The sequence below is a fragment of the Ralstonia sp. 110700041-2 genome (assembly GCF_056280165.1).
The window spans coordinates 1-20,660 of record NZ_JBSFAI010000025.1; the positions used below are offsets into that span (position 1 = coordinate 1).

17 protein-coding genes and 2 pseudogenes are annotated in these 20,660 nt (G+C 63.6%); 15 read left to right on the forward strand and 4 right to left on the reverse strand.

What is annotated here, in order from left to right:
- Positions 1 to 85: 85 nt before the first annotated feature.
- The 5 genes and pseudogenes from ACUXH0_RS25875 to ACUXH0_RS25895 form a co-directional block, all read left to right on the forward strand.
- Positions 86 to 340 carry a four-helix bundle copper-binding protein gene (locus ACUXH0_RS25875; RefSeq protein ID WP_473241715.1) on the forward strand — a complete coding sequence of 85 codons (255 nt, stop codon included), beginning with the start codon at positions 86 to 88 and terminating at the stop codon, positions 338 to 340.
- Positions 341 to 537: 197 nt separating this feature from the next.
- Positions 538 to 2,352 carry a glycoside hydrolase family 15 protein gene (locus ACUXH0_RS25880; protein ID WP_053821782.1) on the forward strand — a complete coding sequence of 605 codons (1,815 nt, stop codon included), beginning with the start codon at positions 538 to 540 and terminating at the stop codon, positions 2,350 to 2,352.
- Positions 2,353 to 3,348, forward strand: a complete 996-nt coding sequence (locus ACUXH0_RS25885) for an SDR family oxidoreductase (RefSeq protein WP_053821783.1) — start codon at positions 2,353 to 2,355, stop codon at positions 3,346 to 3,348.
- Between the two features lie 21 nt (positions 3,349 to 3,369).
- Positions 3,370 to 6,048 (forward strand): vitamin K epoxide reductase family protein, encoded by a 2,679-nt coding sequence (locus ACUXH0_RS25890; protein WP_182594973.1) that lies wholly within the window; start codon positions 3,370 to 3,372, stop codon positions 6,046 to 6,048.
- A 249-nt stretch (positions 6,049 to 6,297) separates the two neighbouring features.
- Positions 6,298 to 8,049 (forward strand): annotated as a pseudogene (locus ACUXH0_RS25895) (Tn3 family transposase); the annotation flags it as partial.
- Positions 8,050 to 8,395: 346 nt separating this feature from the next.
- On the opposite strand, the gene merR reads toward ACUXH0_RS25895, so the two are convergent.
- The gene (merR, locus tag ACUXH0_RS25900) at positions 8,396 to 8,803 is read right to left on the reverse strand and encodes an Hg(II)-responsive transcriptional regulator (RefSeq protein WP_062799388.1); all 408 of its coding nucleotides are present in this window, start codon (positions 8,801 to 8,803) and stop codon (positions 8,396 to 8,398) included.
- Between the two features lie 71 nt (positions 8,804 to 8,874).
- Here merR and merT point away from each other — a divergent pair, with 71 nt between their 5' ends.
- From merT to ACUXH0_RS25925, 5 genes and pseudogenes are all read left to right on the forward strand, one after another.
- Complete coding sequence (gene merT, locus ACUXH0_RS25905; protein ID WP_062799386.1) at positions 8,875 to 9,225, forward strand: mercuric ion transporter MerT; 351 nt, start codon at positions 8,875 to 8,877, stop codon at positions 9,223 to 9,225.
- A gap of 13 nt (positions 9,226 to 9,238) precedes the next feature.
- On the forward strand, positions 9,239 to 9,511 hold the full coding sequence (gene merP, locus ACUXH0_RS25910; RefSeq protein ID WP_062799383.1) for a mercury resistance system periplasmic binding protein MerP: 273 nt from the start codon (positions 9,239 to 9,241) through the stop codon (positions 9,509 to 9,511).
- Between the two features lie 28 nt (positions 9,512 to 9,539).
- The gene (gene merC, locus ACUXH0_RS25915) at positions 9,540 to 9,959 is read left to right on the forward strand and encodes an organomercurial transporter MerC (protein ID WP_062799381.1); all 420 of its coding nucleotides are present in this window, start codon (positions 9,540 to 9,542) and stop codon (positions 9,957 to 9,959) included.
- A 40-nt stretch (positions 9,960 to 9,999) separates the two neighbouring features.
- Entirely contained in the window at positions 10,000 to 11,685 is a 1,686-nt protein-coding gene (gene merA, locus ACUXH0_RS25920; RefSeq protein ID WP_182594974.1) for a mercury(II) reductase, read from the forward strand.
- A pseudogene (locus ACUXH0_RS25925) lies at positions 11,645 to 11,875 on the forward strand (DoxX family membrane protein); the annotation flags it as partial. The gene merA and the pseudogene ACUXH0_RS25925, both read left to right, overlap by 41 nt.
- 23 nt (positions 11,876 to 11,898) lie before the next feature.
- On the opposite strand, the gene ACUXH0_RS25930 reads toward ACUXH0_RS25925, so the two are convergent.
- Positions 11,899 to 13,404 carry a tyrosine-type recombinase/integrase gene (locus ACUXH0_RS25930; protein WP_004635319.1) on the reverse strand — a complete coding sequence of 502 codons (1,506 nt, stop codon included), beginning with the start codon at positions 13,402 to 13,404 and terminating at the stop codon, positions 11,899 to 11,901.
- Positions 13,401 to 14,339 (reverse strand): DNA-binding protein, encoded by a 939-nt coding sequence (locus ACUXH0_RS25935; protein WP_004635320.1) that lies wholly within the window; start codon positions 14,337 to 14,339, stop codon positions 13,401 to 13,403. The genes ACUXH0_RS25930 and ACUXH0_RS25935 overlap by 4 nt, the downstream gene beginning before the upstream one ends.
- Positions 14,340 to 14,937: 598 nt before the next feature.
- Between ACUXH0_RS25935 and ACUXH0_RS25940 the strand changes: the two genes are divergently transcribed.
- Complete coding sequence (locus ACUXH0_RS25940) at positions 14,938 to 15,114, forward strand: hypothetical protein (RefSeq protein WP_004635326.1); 177 nt, start codon at positions 14,938 to 14,940, stop codon at positions 15,112 to 15,114.
- Between the two features lie 602 nt (positions 15,115 to 15,716).
- On the opposite strand, the gene ACUXH0_RS25945 is transcribed toward ACUXH0_RS25940, so the two are convergent.
- On the reverse strand, positions 15,717 to 16,175 hold the full coding sequence (locus ACUXH0_RS25945; protein ID WP_004635330.1) for an MgtC/SapB family protein: 459 nt from the start codon (positions 16,173 to 16,175) through the stop codon (positions 15,717 to 15,719).
- A gap of 249 nt (positions 16,176 to 16,424) precedes the next feature.
- Here ACUXH0_RS25945 and czcN point away from each other — a divergent pair, with 249 nt between their 5' ends.
- From czcN to czcB, 4 genes are all read left to right on the forward strand, one after another.
- A complete protein-coding gene (gene czcN, locus ACUXH0_RS25950) occupies positions 16,425 to 17,075 on the forward strand; it encodes a heavy metal efflux RND transporter CzcN (RefSeq protein ID WP_020206397.1) in 651 nt (216 codons plus the stop codon).
- Between the two features lie 314 nt (positions 17,076 to 17,389).
- Positions 17,390 to 17,737: a CDF family cobalt-zinc-cadmium transporter CzcI gene (gene czcI, locus ACUXH0_RS25955; RefSeq protein WP_137924345.1), complete on the forward strand. Its 348-nt coding sequence runs from the start codon at positions 17,390 to 17,392 to the stop codon at positions 17,735 to 17,737.
- A 75-nt stretch (positions 17,738 to 17,812) separates the two neighbouring features.
- The gene (gene czcC, locus ACUXH0_RS25960; RefSeq protein ID WP_004635338.1) at positions 17,813 to 19,069 is read left to right on the forward strand and encodes a heavy metal efflux RND transporter CzcC; all 1,257 of its coding nucleotides are present in this window, start codon (positions 17,813 to 17,815) and stop codon (positions 19,067 to 19,069) included.
- Between the two features lie 17 nt (positions 19,070 to 19,086).
- A complete protein-coding gene (gene czcB, locus ACUXH0_RS25965) occupies positions 19,087 to 20,649 on the forward strand; it encodes a heavy metal efflux RND transporter CzcB (protein ID WP_004635340.1) in 1,563 nt (520 codons plus the stop codon).
- Positions 20,650 to 20,660 lie beyond the last annotated feature (11 nt).

Below are 20,660 nucleotides of genomic sequence, written 5' to 3' on the forward strand. Positions count from 1 at the left end.
GACCCACAAGGCGGCCGACATCGCCGAACTGCTCCCGCATCGCTGGACGCCCAGCGCCACCTAGCTGGCAAGACGGGTTCACCGGGTGCTTACTCTGCGTGAGCCAGAGGTTGAGGCCATGAAACGCTGCATCGCACTCGACCTGGACTGTGCCGAAACATGTGCCTATGCCGCGGCGATGATGGCGCGCGACAGCCAGTACGCGCGCGCGATATGCGCGCTGTGCGCGAAGGTCTGTGAAGAGTGTGGGACGGAGTGCGCCAAGCACGAAGCGCAGCATTGCCAAGAGTGCGCACGTGCCTGTCAGGAGTGCGCGCAGGTCTGTCGCGCCATGGCGTAGATCCAGGTAGCCCAACGACTCGATCTTGGACGGCAACGCGCGGCTCGGGTGGTGAAGCCATGGCACGCCGCGAACTTGAGCCGTGTAACGGCAGGCATAGCGCGTTGTAGTTCTTTCCCGCGCTAGCGCCAGATGTAAGCCAGGATCCCGACCTCGGCAACGCGTGTTGCCAGCGTGGCGAGGGTCAAGGAGACGGAGTGTTCACCAACCCCAGGTATCCGCCCATTGCCGACTATGCCGTCATTGGCAACACGCATAGCGTGGCGTTGGTGAGCACGTCGGGATCCATCGACTGGTGCTGTATGCCGCACTTTGACGCCGGCGCCGTATTTTGCAGATTGCTCGATGCTAACCGAGGAGGCTACTTTCAAATCCGGCCGACGGGTCGTGCGATCAGTTCGCGCTATTACCGGGTCCCAGGGGGCGTACTGGAAACCATGTTTGAAGCCAGCGGCGGGATCCTTCGCCTGACCGACTTCATGCATAGCGAGCGTCTCGCACGCAGTCGGCTGGACCATGACTCACCCGAGTGCCATCGGCTGTTGCGGCGCATTGAGGCGACCGTTGGCGAGGTGAGGGTGGAACTAGTGTTCAGTCCGAGCTTTGACTATGCGCGCAAGCCCCACCAATGGGAAGTCGGTTCGCATGGCGTGACCGCTGTATGCGAACACCAACGTCTCAGCCTGGTATGTTCGCCGCCGCTGCCGCTGGCGACCGAAGCGCACCGCGCCAAAGGCGTGGCCATCGTGCGGCCCGGCGCGCCGCTGTGGGCGATTGCGTCCTTCCAACAAGACGGGCCGGACCGGCCTGTGCACGACCCCCAGGCGGTCCTTGATGAGACCCTACGACATTGGGGCGAGTGGCAGCAGCAATGCACCTATCGCGGTCCCTTCGAACGAGAAGTGCGCACCAGCGCCTGTGTTCTCAAGTTGCTGACGTTTGGCCCGACCGGAGCACTGGTGGCGGCGCCAACCACCTCGCTGCCGGAGTGGATCGGTAGCAGCCGCAATTGGGACTATCGGTTTTGTTGGCTGCGCGACTCGGCCATGGTGCTGCGCGCGTTGATGGCGCTGGGCCATCACGAGGCCGCAATGGACTTCTTTCGTTGGATCGAGCGATTTTGCGATCTCAAACGACTGCAGATCATGTACCGGATCGATGGCAGCCCGAACCTGCCTGAGCAGGAGCTTCGCCATCTTGACGGGTACCGTGCGTCCCGTCCGGTGCGTATCGGCAATGCGGCGGCGGAACAGGTGCAACTGGATGTCTATGGGCATGTCCTCGACGCGGCCTGGGTGTGCCAACAGGGCATGCCAATGACACTGTCCGCCCCAATGCGGCGCGTGCTCGCCCGGCTAGCCGACGCCGCCGCGGCGCGCTGGCGTGAGCCGGACCAAGGATTCTGGGAAACGCGCGGGGTGCCCCAGCATTTCGTATCATCCAAGCTGATGTGCTGGGTCGCGTTGGACCGTGCCATTGCGCTGGCACAGGCTGGGCAACTCGACGGAAACGTTGCTGTCTGGAAGCTCGAACGGGACGCGCTGCGTCGCGTCATCGAGGGGCAGGGGTTTCACCACGGGACTGGCGCGTTCACGCAAAGTTTCGGATCGCCAGCTTTGGATGCGAGCGCGCTACTGATCCCGCTGACCGGCTTTCTCCCCCCAACTGACGCGCGCGTGAAAGCAACCGTGGCCCGCATTCAGCGGGATCTCACCAAGGATTCGCTGGTCTATCGGTACCGCATCCACGATGGCGTGCCAGGAGAAGAGGCGACCCTCGCCATCTGCAGCTTCTGGCTGGTACAAGTCCTGGCCCGACAAGGCCGGGCCAAGGAGGCGATCAAACTCTTTCGGCACATCTGCTCGTTTGCCAGCGATCTCGGCTTATTCGCGGAAGAGATCGACCCGGATAGCAAGGCGCTGCTGGGCAACTATCCGCAAGGCTATACCCATCTGGCACTGATCCAGGCTGCGCTGGACATTCAGCAAGCGCAGCAACGCGGGGAGGCCTGAATGCATCCGCCCAACGTTGTTGTCGTCACCGGTGGCACCGCAGGCGTGGGGCTCGCTGCCGTGCGGGCCTTTGCGCAGCGCGGGGACTGGATCGCAATCCTGGCAAGAGAGCCGGATCGCCTGGCCCGGGTCTGTAGCGAATTGCGCGACCTGGGGATCCTGGCGCTGGGCATCCCCGTCGATGTCGCCGATGCCCAGCAGGTGGAGGCAGCAGCGTCGCGCATTGAGCTCGAACTGGGACTGATCACGATTTGGGTGAACAATGTCTCGACGACCGTGTTTGCGCCGGTCGCCGAAACAACGGCGGCCGAGTATCGCCGCGTCACGGAAGTGGTCTATCTGGGCGCGGTGCATGGCACGTTGGCCGCGCTGAAACGCATGTCGGCGCGCAATCATGGCTGTATTGTGCAGACCGGCTCGGCGCTGGCCTATCGGTCCATCCCGCTACAGTCAGCATACTGTGGGGCGAAGGCGGCGATCCGTGGCTTTACCGATTCCCTGCGTTCGGAACTCGTTCACGATCATTCGTCGGTGAGACTGACGATGGTGCATTTATCGGCGTTCAATACGCCGCAATTCGATTGGTGCCGCAGCAAGTTGCCACGCCGTGCCCAACCAGTGCCGCCAATATTCCAGCCGGAAATCGCCGGCGAGGCCATTGTCTGGGCAGCCACGCACGGCCCTCGCGAGGTATGGGTGGGCTGGCCAGCCGCCAAAACCATTCTGTCCAGTCGATTTTTCCCAGGCCTGGGTGATCGTGTGGCGGCCAGACAGGCCTATGAGGCACAGCAGACCCAGGAACCCGCCCACCCCGATCGGGCCGATAACCTGTTTGTACCGGTCGTGGGCTTGTTTGCAGCACATGGCCGCTTTGACAATCAAGCGAAGTCAACCAGTGCGCAGTGGTGGATCTGCGTGCATCGCTGGCAAGTGTCCGCAGCGATCGGTGTGGCCGCCGTGGCTGGCCTGCTCGGTCTCTTCATGATAGTCAGATAACACCCCGGCAAGGAGTCGGCGTTGGCACATAGCACGGACACGATTTTGGTAGTGGGGGCAGGATCGCTGCTCGGCCGCGCCGTAGTGGCGCGCCTGTTGCAGCAATACCGTGTGGTCGCGCTCGATGGCGAAGACCTTGCCGCAGCGTTCCCCAGTGCGCTAGCGCTTCGCATCGACGCGACACGTGAAAAAGATATGGCGCAGGCATTCGATGCGGTGATAGCCGGTCACGGCGAGCTTATAACGTCGGTCGTCTATGTGGTCAGCGAGATGGAAGACGCGCCCAATGCGGACGGCAGCGTGCAGCGGATCGCGGCGGAACTCGACCTTGTCGGCAACCTGCAACGCATCATTGTTGAATTGCTGCGGTGCGCGGTGGGTCAATTCGTGCTGGCCGGCACCTTGCTAGTCCATGCCCCGTCGCAACCCGGCAATCCGATCAATGAAGCCTCGCCCATCGATCCCAAATCGCCATTGCGGGCGATGATGATCAGGGCGGAGCACCTGCTCCAGCACGAACTCGGCGCCGTACCGCGGTTGATGCTGCGGCTCGCGCCGCTCTACGACGATCTCGGTCATAACGCTTTCCTGGTGCAGCAGATCGCGGCAAGCTACGAGTCCAGCCTTGTCGCCCGGGCCGACGCACATCCGGACACCGCCCATGTGTTCCTGCACGTCGATGACGCGGCAGCGGCGGTCGCGCACGCTGTCGCAGCGCGCGGCCAGTTGCCTTGCAAGTTGTCGTTAGTGCTTGCCGAGGAGGAGGCAGTGACACCAAGGCAACTGCGGGCAGCAATTTTGCACGCACTGGATGGCCCGGGCGAAGCGATGCGGCCGCAGGCCGGCGTCGGGGCGCGCCTTTACTCACGCTGCCAGCATGCGCGAAATGTCGGTGACGCCTCTGACCCGGAACTGCGATGCCTGGCAAGCGATCATTATGAAGTGGACAGCGCCAGCGCGCGCGAGAGGCTAAATTGGCGGCCTGAGCGCCGAATTCTAGAAACGATGCCTCGCATCATCGCGGCGCTGAAGCAGGACCCGGTCAGTTGGTATCGCGCTAACCGGCTAAACACGGCCATCATCGCCGACCATCACCCCGTGGTGCGACACGGCAGCGTGACCGTCAAGGGCGCGCCGGAAATCAGCGGCTCCGCCGCTAAGCACGAGCACGAGCACGAGCACGAGCACGCGCAGCATATGCGCGACGCCCATTACAGCCTGTTATGGGCGCATTATCTCAACATCTTGCTTGGTGCCTGGTTACTCACAAGCCCTTTTGTCTTGGGCGCCTTTGATACTCGGGAGTTTGGCACGCTGGTAATGCAAGTGACCGCAGAACGCGGTCTTGCGCCCCCTGCGTTGCGCATGACGTGGCTGGGCTGGAGCGACATGGCCAGCGGCAGCCTGATCATGGGCTTCGCCACATTGTCTCTTTCGCGTCGCTTTTCATGGGCGCAGTGGGGCAACGCCTGTGTCGGGCTCTGGTTGCTGTTCGCGCCACTGGTGTTCTGGGCGCCGTCCCCGGCCGTCTACAACAACGATGTGATCGTCGGCGGCTTCCTCATCGCCTTTGCCATCCTCGTACCCATGATGCCAGGCATGAGCATGGCGTCGATGAAGGACCAGTCCGATCTGCCGGTCGGGTGGACGTACTCGCCGTCCACCTATTTGCAGCGGCTGCCCATTATCGGGCTGGCCCTGTTCGGGTTCCTGATCGCACGCCAGCTCACGGCGTATCAACTCGGCCATGCGGCGGCGGTTTGGGAGCCGTTCTTTTCTCCTGACGCGCAAAAAAACGGGACGGAAACCATTATTACCTCCGCCGTGTCCCGGTCCTGGCCGATTCCGGACGGTGGCCTTGGCGCGGTCAGTTATCTGCTGGAGGTGTTGATGGGCGCGATGGGTGGGCGCCAGCGTTGGCGCACCATGCCTTGGATGGTGGCGGCATTTGGGATCGTCGTCGTGCCCCTTGGCGTGGTGAGCATCTATTTCATCATTATCCAGCCAATCGTGATCGGGACCTGGTGCACGTTGTGCCTGATCGCTGCGGGCGCAAGGACGCTGATGATCCCTTATACGTTGGATGAACTGGTTGCAATGGGTCAGTTTCTGGGACAAGCGCATCGGCGCGGCGAGCCGGTACTTCGCCTCTTCTTCGTGGGCGGCGCCTCGCCAGGAAGCCAGCGCGACCGGCGTCCCGGTTTCGATAGCGCATTGTCCGACGCGATGGCGTCGGCGTTGCGTGGTGTGCAATGGCCCTGGACACTGGTTGCGTGTGTCGGAGTTGGCATCGCGCTGATGTTCACGCGCCTGTTGTTTGGCACCATTCCGCCGTTAGCGGACAGCGATCATTTGATCGGTGCGCTCGTAATTGTTGTCGCTGTGGCCGCGCTCGCAGAGGTAGCAAGGTTACTGCGCTGGATCAATGTCGGCTTTGGCGCTTGGTTGGTCATCGCACCGTGGGTGCTCAGCGGCGGAAATTCCGCGGCGGCGGCATTTGGGGCCGTCGCAGGGCTTGCGTTGATCGGATTGAGCCTGCCGCGCGGCTGGCGCAGCCGGGAGCACTATGGTAGCTGGGTCGGCTCATTCGGTAGCGGAATGCGGCGAACTGGCGGCGGAGTCGCCGCCAGTTTGACCGTCGGCCAGCGTGCCTTTGTTATCGGACCTCGCCTTCATGCATCATGCCTAACAATCATCTAGCCATCATTAACCTCTCCCGCCTTGACATCCTGATTGCGTCGCTTCAGGCAAACGCCGCCTTGCAACGTCGCCGACTTGTGCGCAGTCGGCCAGCAGCAGCGAAGGACGGCCGGGCGCAAAACTTGCTGGAAGTACAACTCGCAGCGCTCACCGCCCTACGGGCGATACGCTTTAATCTAGTAGAGTCGGCACCAGCGCCACGCAATGTTGATGGCGCCGCAATATTTGATCAGGCCGCACGGCGGCAGTCTGGCTGCCATCGATACGATCCGGACGATGAACGTCAACGATGTGCGCAAAGTCCCGGCCGACGCGCCGACCTCCTTCATCAAGAAGCGCTGGGAGCCACTGGTACGCACCAAGAACGGCATCGATCGTCGCTACTATGAGCTGTGCGCGCTGTCCGAACTCAGAAACCGCCTGCGCTCCGGCGACATCTGGGTCCAGGGCTCGCGCCAGTTCAAGGATTTCGATGAGTACCTGCTGCCCGCCGAGAAATTCGTCGCACTCAGACAGAGCCGCTTGCTGCCCCTGCCCATCGCCACCGATTGCGAGCGCTACTTGAGCGAGCGGCGCGGGCTGCTTGAACTGAAGCTGGCCACCGCCAACCGGTTGGCCGCCGCCAACAAGCTGCCGGACGCGATCATCACTCAGTCGGGCCTGAAGATCTCGCCGCTCGATGCGGCCGTCCCGATGGAAGCGCAGACCCTGATCGATCAGACCGCGCTCATGCTGCCGCGCGTCAAGATTACGGAACTGCTGATGGAAGTCGACGGCTGGACCGGCTTTACCCGGCATTTCACGCACCTGAAGACCAGTGAGCCTGCCGCCGACAAGACGCTGCTGCTCACGACCATTCTTGCCGACGCCATTAACCTCGGGCTAACGAAGATGGCGGAATCCTGCCCGGGCACCAGTTACGCCAAGCTCTCCTGGCTGCAGGCCTGGCATATTCGGGACGAGACCTATGCTCAGGGCCTGGCGGATCTGGTCAACGCGCAGTCCGCCCATGCGTTCGCTGCCCATTGGGGCGATGGCAGCACCTCATCGTCGGATGGCCAGCGATTCAAGGCGGGCGGCCGTGCCGAAAGCACCGGCCACGTCAACCCAAAGTATGGCTCGGAGCCCGGCCGGATGATCTACACGCACATCTCGGATCAGTACGCGCCGTATCACTCCAAGCTGGTGAACGTCGGCGTCCGTGACTCCACCTATGTGCTCGACGGCCTGCTGTACCACGAGTCGGACCTGCGGGTCCAGGAGCACTACACGGACACCAACGGCTTCACGGACCACGTCTTCGCCCTGATGCATCTGCTCGGGTTCCGGTTCTCCCCGCGCATTCGCGACCTCGCGGACTCAAGGCTGTACATCCCCGGCAATCCTGACGACTATCCGGCATTGGCCCCTATGATCGGCGGCGCGTACAAAGAGAGACTGATTCGCACGCACTGGGACGAGGTGCTGCGCCTCGCGACGTCGATCCGGCAGGGCACGGTCACCGCCTCGCTGATGCTGCGCAAGCTCGGCAGCTACCCGCGACAGAACGGACTGGCGGTCGCCCTCCGCGAGCTCGGCCGCATCGAGCGGACGATATTCACCTTGGACTGGCTGCAGGACCTGGAACTGCGTCGGCGCTCCCATGCGGGGCTCAACAAGGGGGAAGCGCGCAACGCCTTGGCACGGTCCGTGTTCTTCTACCGGCTTGGCGAGATCCGCGATCGCAACTTCGAACAGCAGCGCTACCGTGCCAGCGGACTGAACCTGGTCACCGCGGCCATCGTCCTGTGGAACACGGTCTACCTTGAACGTGCCGTGCAGGCGCTGGTGGAGCGCGGCATGCCCATCGATCCGTCCCTGTTTTCGTACCTGTCGCCGCTCGGCTGGGAACACATCAACCTGACCGGCGACTACGTGTGGCGTCAGAGCCAAAAGCTCCAAGATGGAAAATTCCGCCCGCTGCGATCGCTTCCGGAGGTGCGTTGGCCTAGCGCTGCCTGAACCCGCAATTCACCGGCGTTACGACTTCACGACCGTTCTCGGGCAGGGCCAACACCGGCATGGCACTTACACGGCGCCACATTGTCGTATCCAACCACTGGGCCGCCCCTCGTTGGCCAAGCCGAGGGCGTCGTAGAGGAATGTACGACTGGATCTTACAGCACAAGCGCGCCTTGCAAGCGCTGCGCCCGCTGGTGCCGCTTTGTCCCCCCGACGATGTCTGACTCGACTAGGTCGCTTGCCCCTCGATACGGGGCATATGAGGCTGGCTGCGCCGAAGCCGTACAAAAGAAGCCGGAACGAACTGGGGCAGCGTAGCCCGCGTCCACTACGTCCTTTGGCGCACTTATCCCGCTTGCAGCGCTGCGATCAGCGGGCAGGATACGTTACCCTGGCTGGCATGACAGGCGCCCACCAGTTCGGACAGCACGGCCTCCATGCGTCTCAGGTCGGCCAGCTTTGCGCGCACGTCATTGAGCTTGCGCTCGGCTAGGCTGCTCGCTTCCTCGCAATGGGTGCCGTCCTCCAGGCGAAGCAGTTCACCGATTTCTTCCAGACTGAATCCCAGCCGCTGCGCCGATTTCATGAAGCGCACCCGGACCACATCCGTTTCGCCATAGCGACGAATCCCGCCGGCGGGCTTATCTGGCTCTGGCAGCAGCCCCTTGCGCTGGTAGAACCGGATCGTTTCCACGTTGACACCAGCCGCCTTGGCGAAGGCGCCGATGGTCAGGCTCTCCAATCCGCTCCGCATATCGCTTGACTCCGTACATAAGTACGGAAGTAAGGTTACGCTATCCCTACCTACTAAGAAAGGAAAAACGCATGTCACGACTGCAAGCCGGGCGCCGTGCGCTCTTTGCCGGTGGCATCGCCGCAATCCTCGCCTCCACCTGCTGCTTGGGGCCGCTGCTCCTGATCGCGCTCGGTTTCAGCGGGGCCTGGATCGGGAATTTAACGGCGCTGGAGCCATATCGGCCGCTGTTTCTCGGCACCGCAGTGCTGGCTCTGTTCGTCGCCTGGCGGCGCGTTTTACGCCCGGCGCAAGTCTGCAAGCCGGGCGAGGCCTGCGCTATCCCGCGGGTACGCGCCACCTACAAGCTCATTTTCTGGGTCGTCGCCCTGCTGGTTCTGGTTGCGCTCGGCTTTCCCTACGTGATGCCATGGTTCTACTGATCAGGAGTTCGCCATGAAGAAGCTGTTTGCCGCCCTCGCTCTCGCCGCCGTTGCTCCGGCGTGGGCCGCCATGCAAGCCGTCACGCTGTCCGTGCCGGGCATGACTTGCGAAACCTGCCCGATCACGGTCAAAAAGGCGCTCTCCAAGGTCGACGGCGTGACCAAGACCGAAGTGAGCTTCGAGAAGCGCCAGGCCGTCGTCACCTTCGACGATGCCAAGACCAGCGTGCAGAAACTGACCAAGGCGACCGAGGACGCGGGCTATCCGTCCAGCGTCAAGCGGTAAGCCCCGGATCGAACATGGGAGTGACCGCATGGGACGGATCACGCGCGTGACCAACAAGGCAGGGGCGCTCGGCGGTATCGTCTCGGCGATGGGTTGCGCGAGTTGCTTTCCCGCCATCGCCGGCTTGGGCGCGGCTATTGGCCTAGGCTTCCTGAGCCAGTACGAAGGGCTGTTCATTAGCGTTCTGCTGCGGGTGTTCGCTGGTATCGCGCTACTCGCCAATGCGACTGCCTGGTTTAGCCATCGGCAGTGGCAACGGACCGCACTCGGCGTGATCGGCCCACTCCTGGTACTGACGGCGGTGTATTTGACGGTTGGCCGGCGCAGCGAGGCGCTGCTCTATGTCGGCCTGAGTTTCATGGTCGGCGTATCGATCTGGGACTTCATCTCGCCGGCAAAGCGCTGCGGGGCACCGAACGCCTGTGAACCCCCGGTCAAGCGCGGCTGACCGCATTGGCCGCTGCCGAAGTGAACATTGGAACTGTGGTATGACCCACTTGAAGATTACTGGAATGACCTGCGACTCGTGCGCCGTCCACGTCAAGGATGCCTTGGAGAAGGTGCCGGGCGTGCGGTCTGCGGTCGTGTCCTACCCGAAGGGGACGGCGCAAATCGCCGCCGAACCCGGCACGTCGCCAGATGCGCTGACTGGCGCCGTGGCCGGACTCGGCTACCGGGCCATGCTCGCCGAGGCCCCGCCGGCGGAAAAGCGCGGCAGCCTGCTCGACAAGGCGTTCGGCTGGCTGGGCCGCGGTGAGAAATCCGCAGGCGAAGGCTGCGGGCTTCGCATCGCCGTCATCGGCAGCGGCGGCGCCGCGATGGCGGCGGCCCTCAAGGCCGTCGAGCAAGGCGCCGAGGTGACCCTGATCGAGCGCGGCACCATCGGCGGCACCTGCGTCAACGTTGGCTGTGTGCCGTCCAAGATCATGATCCGCGCGGCCCACATTGCCCATCTACGCCGCGCAAGCCCGTTCGACGGGGGCATCCAGGCCACGCCACCGGCGATCCTGCGCGAGCGCCTGCTCGCCCAGCAGCAGGGGCGTGTCGATGAGCTGCGCCACGCCAAGTACGAGGGCATCCTCGCGAGCACGCCGGCCATCACGGTGCTGCGCGGCGAGGCCTGCTTCCAGAACGGACACACCTTGAGCGTGCGCCTGGCCGAAGGCGGCGAGCGCGAGGTGGCGTTTGACCGCTGCCTGATCGCTACTGGTGCCAGTCCGGCTGTGCCGCCGATCCCCGGTCTGAAGGACACCCCGTACTGGACCTCGAACGAGGCGCTGGCCAGCAACATCCTTCCTAAGCGGCTGGCCGTGATCGGCTCGTCGGTGGTGGCCGTGGAGCAGGCGCAGGCCTTCGCCCGGCTCGGCAGTCAGGTCACGATCCTGGCCCGCAGCACGCTGTTCTTCCGCGAGGATCCGGCCATCGGCGAGGCCGTCACGGCCGCCTTCCGTGTCGAGGACATCACGGTGCTGGAACACACGCAGGCCAGCCAAGTGGCCTACGCGAACGGCGAATTCGTGCTCACTACCGGGCACGGCGAAATCCGCGCCGACCAGTTGCTGATCGCCACCGGCCGCGCGCCGAACACGCGTGAGCTGGCACTGGAGGCGGCGGGGGTGACGGTCAACGCGCAGGGCGCCATCGTCATCGACAACGGCATGCGAACCACCGCGCAACACATCTACGCCGCCGGCGACTGCACCGACCAGCCGCAGTTCGTTTACGTGGCCGCGGCGGCCGGCACCCGCGCGGCGATTAATATGACCGGAGGCGATGCCGCGCTTGATCTGAGCGCCGTGCCGGCGGTCGTGTTCACCGACCCGCAGGTCGCCACCGTGGGCTACAGCGAGGCGGAAGCGCACCACGACGGCATCGAGACCGATAGCCGCCTGCTCACGCTCGACAATGTGCCGCGCGCGTTGGCCAACTTCGACACGCGCGGCTTCATCAAGCTGGTTGCCGAGGCAGGATCGGACCGCCTGATCGGCGTGCAGGCGGTGGCGCCTGAAGCGGGTGAGCTGATCCAGACGGCGGCGCTGGCGATCCGGGCGCGGATGACCGTGCAAGAGCTGGCCGACCACTTGTTCCCATACCTGACGATGGTCGAGGGGCTGAAGCTCGCGGCGCAGACCTTTGCCAAGGACGTCACGCAACTGTCTTGCTGTGCGGGTTGAGAAAAAGCCAACCGTCTGGAACTCGGCGATGGCCAAGCTGGCCAACTGGAATACCGCCCTCGAACTGTTCCGCGGGGACTACCGGGTGCCGCTGGTGCCCTCGAAGTCTGCGGCCTACCTGGCGGTGTCAATCGAGCTGACCGCCCCAGCTCTGCTGTTGCTGGGACTAGCGACCCGCGCCGTGGCGATGCGACAAGGCAACGCGCGCTGTCGCTACGGCCCATCATCCGCAAACGTGGCATCGACAAAGGCCCGCAACTGCGTCAGGTCGGTCCTGGCATAGGCCGCCGTGGTCTGCACCGAGGCGTGGCCGAGCAGCGCCTGGGCGGCCGGCAGCGGCACCTGGTGGTCGACCACCAGTGTGCGCGCATAGGCATGGCGCAGCCAGTGCGGGGAGGCCGCGCGCAGTAAGAGCGCCTGCGCCGGCTCGCGCGCCTGCAGACCATCGGCCACGGCCGCAAAGATCGCCTTGACCTCCCGGTACAGGCCTGCCGACTGTAGCGCTTCGCCCTTGTTGCCGTGGATTACAGGCAGCGCCTCGTGCGCCGGCGGCTCGGACGGCAGGCCGCGTGCTTGTCGGTAGGCGCGCAATACCGTCACGCACGGCACCGGCAGCGGAATGGCCCGTGCCTTGCGCCCCTTGCCGCAGACATAGAGCGTCCACCGCCCGGGCGCCTCGGCCTCCAGGCGGGGCAGTGCGATCTCTGTCGACCAGGCCAGTTCCGCCAGGCGCACGCCGGCGTAACGATACAGCGCCCAAATCGCGCGCCGCCGCTGCGCCGCCAGCGTGTTGGTCGTGTTGGCGGCGGCAAACTCCGGCGCCTCAAGCCAGGCATCGCACGCGGCCAGCAGCGCTGGCGGGATCAGCCGCGTCGGCGCGAAGCCGGCCCGGGTGCGGCTGCCGGCGGACAGGCCCGCGGCCGGATTGGCATGCAAGTAGCCGGTGTCGTACCAGTAGCCGTAGAGGCTTGCCACCACCGCCAGCGCGCGCGTGCGGGTCGCTTCTGACAAGGGCGGCGCGGCGTCCTCCCTGCCGGTCTCCCCGTGCTGCAGCGCGTGCCGGTAGCCGAGCAACCGCTGGCGCGTGAGGTCCGAGAGCGGCCCAAGCTCGTGCGCGCCGCACCAGCGCATCAGGCGGCGCAGTTCGGCGCCATAGGCGCGCAACGTGTGGGGCGAGCGCCCGGTTCGGTCGCGCAGGAAGAGCGCCAGCGCCTGTGCATCGTCGGCGGCGCCGAGCGTGTTGGCCGCCGCGTGCGGCTGGGCGAAGCGGCCGGCGCGCGTGAGCCACGCGTGGTCAGCAGGGCCGTAAGCGGCCAGCCACGGGTTCGCCGCGACAGCTCCCCTCGCTTCCGCGGCGGTCGGCACCGTTGCTTCGCTCGCTAAGGCGGCGGTGGACCGGATGCGGCGCCGGTGCGTGTGCAGCAGCCGCGCGAGGACCGTCTCCGGGCGGGGCGCCAGATCCGCCGTCACCGTGCGCAGGCGCCCGCGCTCCCAGTATTCGACTGCCCCATCGTGCGCCAGCAGCAGCTTGAGCACGGTCGGCTGCGCGGCCTTGGCGTCGGCCAGCGAGCCATAGCGGCGCTTGACGCGCGCCAGCGTCCAGTGCGCGTAGACCGGGTGCCCGAGTGCCTCCGCCAGGTAGGCGAGGGCCGCCGCGACGGTGGCCGGCAGTGGGCGCGGCGGCACCGCGCCCGTATCGATCCAGTCGGCCGGCTTCATGACTGGGCGGTCCGCTTGGCGGCCGCCTTGCCCGTCGATCTGGGCACGCGCGTCTTGGCCGCTGGTGGCGCCGCGGCCAGGGTCGCACGCAGCAGCTCGTCGAGCTGGGCGCGCTGGCTGGCGGTGACGGCCTTGAGTGCGCTCGCCTCGCCCGCGGCGGTCTGGCGCGCGGCCCGCTCGCTGGCCAGGTCGGCGTCGAGTCGTGCGCGCTCGTCTTCCAGCGCGGCGATGCGCCGCTCGGCGAATTTGAGTTGGGAGGCCAGTTGCGCGCGCTCGGCCCGCACCGCGTCGCGCTGGTGCGCGGTTTCCTGCAGGAGCTGCTTCGACAGCGCCTCGTAGCGCGCCTGGGTGGTGGCGATCGCCTCGGTGTGGGTGCGCTCGCCCGCCGTGGCGCGCTCCTGGGCGGTCGCCAGCGCCGCCTCGAGCTCGCCCCGGCGTGCGGCTTGCTCATCGGCGCGCGCGCACGCCGCCGCCTGGGCGGCGCACGCTACGGCCAGCGCGGTGTCGCGCGCGGCGAGCTGGCCGCGCACCTCGCTCAGTTCGGCCCGCAGCAGCTCGACCCGCAGTTCGGCCTCGGCGCGGGCGGCCTCGGCGGTGTCGGCTGTGGCTTGCGCCTCGCGCTTCAGGCGCACCACGTCGTCGAGCTGCACCGCGACCGCGGCCTGCCACAGCGCGCGCATCGCTTCGGCGATCTCGACCGGAATCTCGGGCAGGGCGAGGTCGGCCAGGCCCGAGCGCACCACCTCGGCCTCGATCGCGTTGAGCGTACGCGACAGCGTTGCAGGGTCACCGCCGCCCAGGCGGTCACGCAGCTTGCGCACCGACACCACGCGGCGAAAGCGTGCGGCCGTGGGCGGCGCCGCGTCGCCGGCCTCGGTGAGCATGGCCAGCACGGTGGCGCGGATCTGGTCGGGGGTGGCGGCGAGGCGGGGCATGGCAGTTTCCGGAGGCGCATTTCAGCCTATCTTACGCACATACCTAACGTTAGAAAAGCCATTTATGTGTTGCTTGGGAAAACCAAAGACGGATAAATCTAGTTATCTTGCGGAAACAATGGCTTCCAGCCACAGGGCGCGCTTGGCCGCGCGGCGGGGGCGGTCAACGTTCCAAAACCAAGGGGAAAAGGACCAGTCAGCAAGTGACTGATTTGACTAGGGTTTTAGGGTGGGCATCACCCTGGAACCCGCATGGCTGCTACGGGTGGCTACCCCGGTAAATTGCGGCGAAATCAAGGGGACCCCTGATCCAGACATTCGTCTATTCGCTGGCCTGGCCGCATATCCAGTGGGCGGCGATGCTGGTGGTGCGGCTGCGCCCGGGTGCGGGTAACTAGTCGCTGGACGAACTGTAGGGGGCGAGCACTAACCGTCTCGCGCGGCGGCTTGCGAACCATAGGTCGGCCCGCGGCCGGAAAAATGCTTGACCTTCCCTGCCGTGGGAACGTCCATATTAACCATGGGGGACAGAAGCCCCTGCGGCGTGGCAGGACCAAGTCGGCAGAGAGCATCGGATTTTCCGCCGGAGGTTAGTCAAATGGGCGTTCCGGGGCGCACGTTGTATGAAGAGGTCTTTGCGGTGTTCGAAAGGGCATGCCAGGAAAGCGATTTCGAGCTGGCCGAGGACCTCCTGCTCGCCCTAGAAGCGATGGATCGCCGGCAGGAAGCTCATCGGCAACTCGACCGCGCCTACCTGCTGCTAGCCGATCTCTGAGAACGGGAGTCCCCCGACTTTGGTTTCTACCTGCTTGCCATCGGCTGGCCAATGCCCCTGGGGACAGCAGTGGTCCTCTTCCATGCCTTAGCGTGCAATATTTTCCGTTTTCTGAAGTGACCCCTTCTTTACGGAGTCCCGCGTATACCAGTCGTTCTTCTCGACAACCGGCTCTTTGCGATAGTGCCGCATGACCCGAAGAAAGCACTCGAGAGGCTGTTCTTCTTTCGTAACCATCGGGCCTAACGTCGTCGGAGACAATTGCACGTTCCGGCTAATTCGAGAAACATCGTCTATTTTGCAGAAAGCGGCCGCTAACCGATCGAGCGGGGGAGTATCCGAAGGTCTTGCGAGCGCCGAGGCAATTTCTTCCATGTGCGCCGGGCTGCAAGGAAACTCATGTCGATCGGACAGTGCGCTCACTTTGGCTTGCAGAGCCGGGTTCGTGCCCTCGTGAAGGTACGCAAACAGGTTGTAATCCAGGTAAATTCTCATGCGATGGAGTTTGCGTATTGTTAAGCGCGCTCATACGTTTGGGAAATGCTGGCCGAACCTGAAGTTGGCGCATTCGCGCTGCACGTGGCTTGGGAGCAGTGGGAGTCTTACTTCTTCGACATTTGAAGGATTCTGAGCACGATGAGTGCGAAGGCAGTCGCGACGATGGCCGTCACCGCATGGCCCATGCCGGCGGCCACGCCGATCGCGGCAGCAATCCAGATGCTCGCGGCAGTTGTGAGCCCCCTGACGTGTGTCTCATTGTCCGGCTTCAGGATCGCCCCTGCACAAAGGAATCCGATGCCTGACGTGAGACCCTGAAGCACGCGGCTCATGTCGGCAAGCTGCACGCCCGCCTGGAGGGGAACCACGACAAAAACGCATGCCCCCAGCGCGACGAGCATGTGAGTGCGCACGCCTGCGGATTTTCCCGAGCTCTCCCGCTCGTACCCCAGCAAGCCCCCCAAAACGATAGAGACGGTCATTCGAACGACGGCACGTACTGCCTCGGCAGCATTAGCGAGATCGGAGAATTCCGAGCTCAATGTGCGGATGATGTCGTTCATTGCGGAGCGTCTCTGGGTGTGTCCTGAAAATGGCCAAGACAGTCTATGTCGCAGAAGATGACTGTCAGATTGCCGAGCTATGACACAACCGGATTCGCTGGCCCGGGGGCAAGATTAACAACGTATTACATTTCGGCAATAAAGCCTGACAACGGAAGGGCAACCTTAGAATGCCGGCCATTAGTGCTCGTTTTCGCGCCAGTGTGTCCACTCGAAGTGCGCGACATTCTCCTCCAGCCCCCGAACCGCATGACCGATTCTTCAATCTCCCCGTCCCAACCCGCTGGTCTCTCGAGGGCGCTGGACAATTTCCTGACACGCCACCGCATCGGCGTTTGGCGTGTTGTCGTAACGTTTGTCCTGGCAAGTCTGGTCTTTGGCCATTCTCGCTGGGACGGTACCTGGGTGTCGCCGCTGCTGCTGACGCTGGGGATGTTGGGGGTGAGCCTGGCCACGGTCGGGCGGCTCTGGTGCGCGTTGTACATTTCCGGGCGCAAGAACAATACCTTGGTGACCTCGGGTCCATATTCACTGTGTCGCCATCCGCTCTATGTCTGCAACTTGCTAGGCATTATCGGACTAGGGGCGATGACCGAGTCGCTGGCGGTTACCGCAGTCCTGGCGCTCGCATTTGCGCTGATGTACCCGGCTGTCATCCGGACGGAAGACCGCTTTCTGGCTTCCGCCTTCCCGGAATTCGCCGAATACGCACGCCGTACACCAGCGTTCTTTCCCCGTCTGTCGCTGTATAGGGGGGAGTCGACATGGACGGTCCATGTGTCTTCCTTTCAACGCAATATTGCGGACTCGGTCTGGTTTCTCGGCCTGTCGGTGGTCGTGGAGTCGTTTGATTTGTTCCATGACGCCGGCGTCCTCCGGGCGGTCGTGACGCTTGCCTGATGCGGGCAACTCCGCATACACGTACAGCCATGCACTACGCTCACGTCTCCGATTCTGTTGTCGAGAGCATGCTCGTGATGCTGGTCGGCCTGATCGTCCTGTATGTGGGGTTCGCTGTCTATTTGCGGTGGAAGCATGGGCCCGCCCCCAAGCGTAAGACTGATGAGGGGCGAAAGCGGCACCCCAAAACGAGCAGGCGAAAGCGATAATCGTAATCTGCTCTTAATGCTGGTGATCGAGGATTCATGTAAACTTCGGCGACGGCCCAGCCGTTAGTACTTCAACCCCAAGCCCCCCGCACAGTCTCCCAAGGAATGCGACGTTTCGTTCTGATCTTCGTGCTGCTCATTTTGCCGTTCCAGTTTTCCTGGGCGGCAGCGGCACGCTATTGTCAGCACGAGAAAGCCACGGCCACTTGGCACCTTGGGCACCACGAGCATCGTCATCAGCAGCCGGAAGGTAAAACGGATGCCGAGAAAAAGCCATTCGTGGATACAGACTGCGGGGTATGCCATCTGGTCTCCCTCCCGTTCGTCTATGGACAGACGCAGGACGTGTTGATAGCGAATCGGGTAGAAGTGACCGATACTCAACATGCGTCCGAGTTCTCGTCTCTGAATGCCAGGGCTCCCGACCGTCCTCAGTGGCAGCGTCTCGCTTGATCGGCGAGACGACGACTCTTTTTCTCCTTTCGTCTCTCGCCGAATTCTCCTGGTCACATACCTTGGTGCAATTCGATGCGAAGACTATTTCTGCCGCTCGGGCTGGCGGTAGCATTTCTCAGCCCAAACTTTGCCGTAGCGCAATCTGACACCGGCACGTCCATGGTGCCCGTCTTCCCAAGGGAAGCGGCGGGACCGTTGACCCTCGAGGCCGCGTTGTCGCTGGCGGCAGGAAGCAATTTCAACCTGTCCGCCGCCGCCAAGGAACTCGATTCCACAGAAGGTGGGATCATGCAGGCCCGGGTTATTCCGAACCCGGAACTCCAGACGCTGGTCGAGGACACGCGGAAATCCACCCGTACATCCACCGCCCAGATGAATATCCCCATCGAACTGGGCGGCAAGCGCTCGGCTCGTATCAATGCCGCGGAAAGGACGCGCGAACTGGCGCAGGCAACGCTGGCTGGCGTTCGCGGTGACATTCGGGCGCAGGTAATCGAGAGCTTTTTTTCCGTCTTGATCGCACAGGAACGCGTCAAGCTGGCAACTGGCTCCGCGGATATCGCTGCGAGGGGCGCGCAAGCCGCTTCACGCCGCGTCGCGGCCGGCAAGATCTCCCCGGTTGACGAAACTAAGGCACGTGTCGAACAGGCCAACGCCGAACTTGAATTGGCCGAAGCAACGGCGAGCCTGCAGTCCGCCCGTCAGGCGTTGACGGCGTTGTGGGGCAATGCATCGCCGCAGTTTACCGAAGCACAGGGCAATCTGGACGCGCTGCCATCCAGGCCGGCGCCTGAACTCCTTCTGAAGGAGCTGGAAAACTCACCGCTGGTGGCCGCAAGCCGCGCTGAACTTGACCGCCGCCAGGCATTGGTGGGCGTTGAGCGCAGCCGCCAGTATCCGGATCTGACAGTCAGTCTGGGTGCCAAGCGAGATACAGAAGCCAACCGCAACATGGCGGTGATCGGTGTGGCGATCCCGTTGCCGATTTTTGACCGGAATCAGGGCAACTTGTATTCGGCCATTCGCCAGGCGGACAAGGCCCAGGATGAATATCTGGCCAATCGCATCAGCCTGACCCGAAATCTCCTGATGGCATCGAACCAGCTGTCGGTATCGCGCGCCTCGGCACAAACGCTGAAGCAGACCGTCTTGCCAGGCGCCGAGCAAGCCTTCAACGCGGCGACCATTGGCTTCGAGGCCGGCAAGTTCAATTATCTGGACGTCCTGGATGCCCAGCGCACGCTGTTCCAGGCACGCATCCGCTATCTCGGCGTGCTTGGACAAACCTATCAGGCGGCGACCACGATCGATCGCATTCTGGGACGTTAAGACGGGATTCATAAAACATGGCTATTTCGAACAAACAAAAGGCTGCCATTGCGGCCATCGTACTGGTGGGCGGCGTCGCGACTGGTGGCGTTCTGCTGAGCGGGCGCTCTGCGCCGGAAGAGCAGGGTGGGCACTCGGAATCCAAGGGGCATGGCGACACCGAGCACCATGGCAAGCAGGCGGCGGAAGCCGACCACAAGGATGACAAGTCACACGGCGACGGCGAGCATCACGAGGTCAAGAAGGGCCCCAATGGTGGCGCGCTCTTTTCGCGTGATGGCTATGACGTCGAAATTGGCACGGCCGAATCCAAGGGCGAGGCCCGTATTCGGCTCTGGGTTAGCAAGTCTGGGAAGGCGGTGGCAAATGGCGTGGCAGCGACAGGCCAGCTCGTGCGGGCTACGGGCGAGTCTCAAGCGCTCAAGTTCGTGGTGTCTGGCGACGCGCTGGAAAGCCAACAGCCAGTTGCCGAGCCCCATGTCTTTGACGTGACCGCAAATGTGACCTTGCCCGGTTCGTCTTCGCCACTCGCCGTGCGGCTCTCGAAAGAGGAAGGCAAGATTGAGTTGACAGCGGACCAGCTGGCCAAGACAGGGGTAGTGGTTCAAACCGCGGGCTCGGCAAAGGTCCAGGCTGGCGTCCAGTTCCCCGGCGAAATCCGTTTCAACGAAGACAAGACAGCCCACGTGGTGCCGCGACTGGCTGGCGTCGTAGAGAGCGTTCCGGCCAATATTGGGCAACAGGTTAAGAAGGGACAGGTTCTCGCGGTCATCGCGAGCACCGGACTTTCTGACCAGCGCAGCGAACTGCTCGCAGCACAGAAACGTCTGGATCTGGCGCGTGTCACTTATGACCGCGAGAAGAAGCTCTGGGAACAGAAGATCTCTGCGGAGCAAGATTATCTGAGCGCCCGCAACGCGCTGCAGGAAGCGCAGATCAGTGTCCAGAACGCGCAGCAGAAGCTGACCGCCATTGGCGCCAGCAACAGCTCGACGGCACTCAATCGCTACGAGCTGCGCGCACCGTTCGACGGCATGATCGTTGAAAAGCATATCTCGCTTGGGGAAGCGGTGGCGGACAACGCCAACGTGTTCACGCTGTCGGATCTGTCGTCCGTCTGGGCCGAGTTCGTGGTGTCTGCCAAGGATGTCGAGCGGGTGCGCATCGGCGAAAAGGCGTCGATCAATTCGGCATCGTCCGATGTGAAGGCAGATGGCACCGTTTCATACGTGGGTTCGCTGCTGGGCGAGCAGACGCGGACGGCGAAGGCCCGCGTAACATTGACCAATCCACAGATGGCTTGGCGACCGGGTCTCTTCGTCACGGTCGACGTATTCGGTGCTGATGTCGAGGTGCCCGTTGCGGTGAAGACCGAGGCCGTCCAGGACGTCAATGGCGAGAGCGTAGTCTTTGTCGCGGTTCAAGGTGGATTCGTGCCGCAGCCGGTGAAGGTCGGCCGGACAAACGGCAAGGTCATCGAGATTGTCGAGGGCCTGAAGCCGGGCGCACGTTACGCCGCCGCCAACAGTTTTGTTCTGAAGGCCGAACTTGGCAAATCCAGCGCCGAACACGGCCATTGATACGGGGGAAA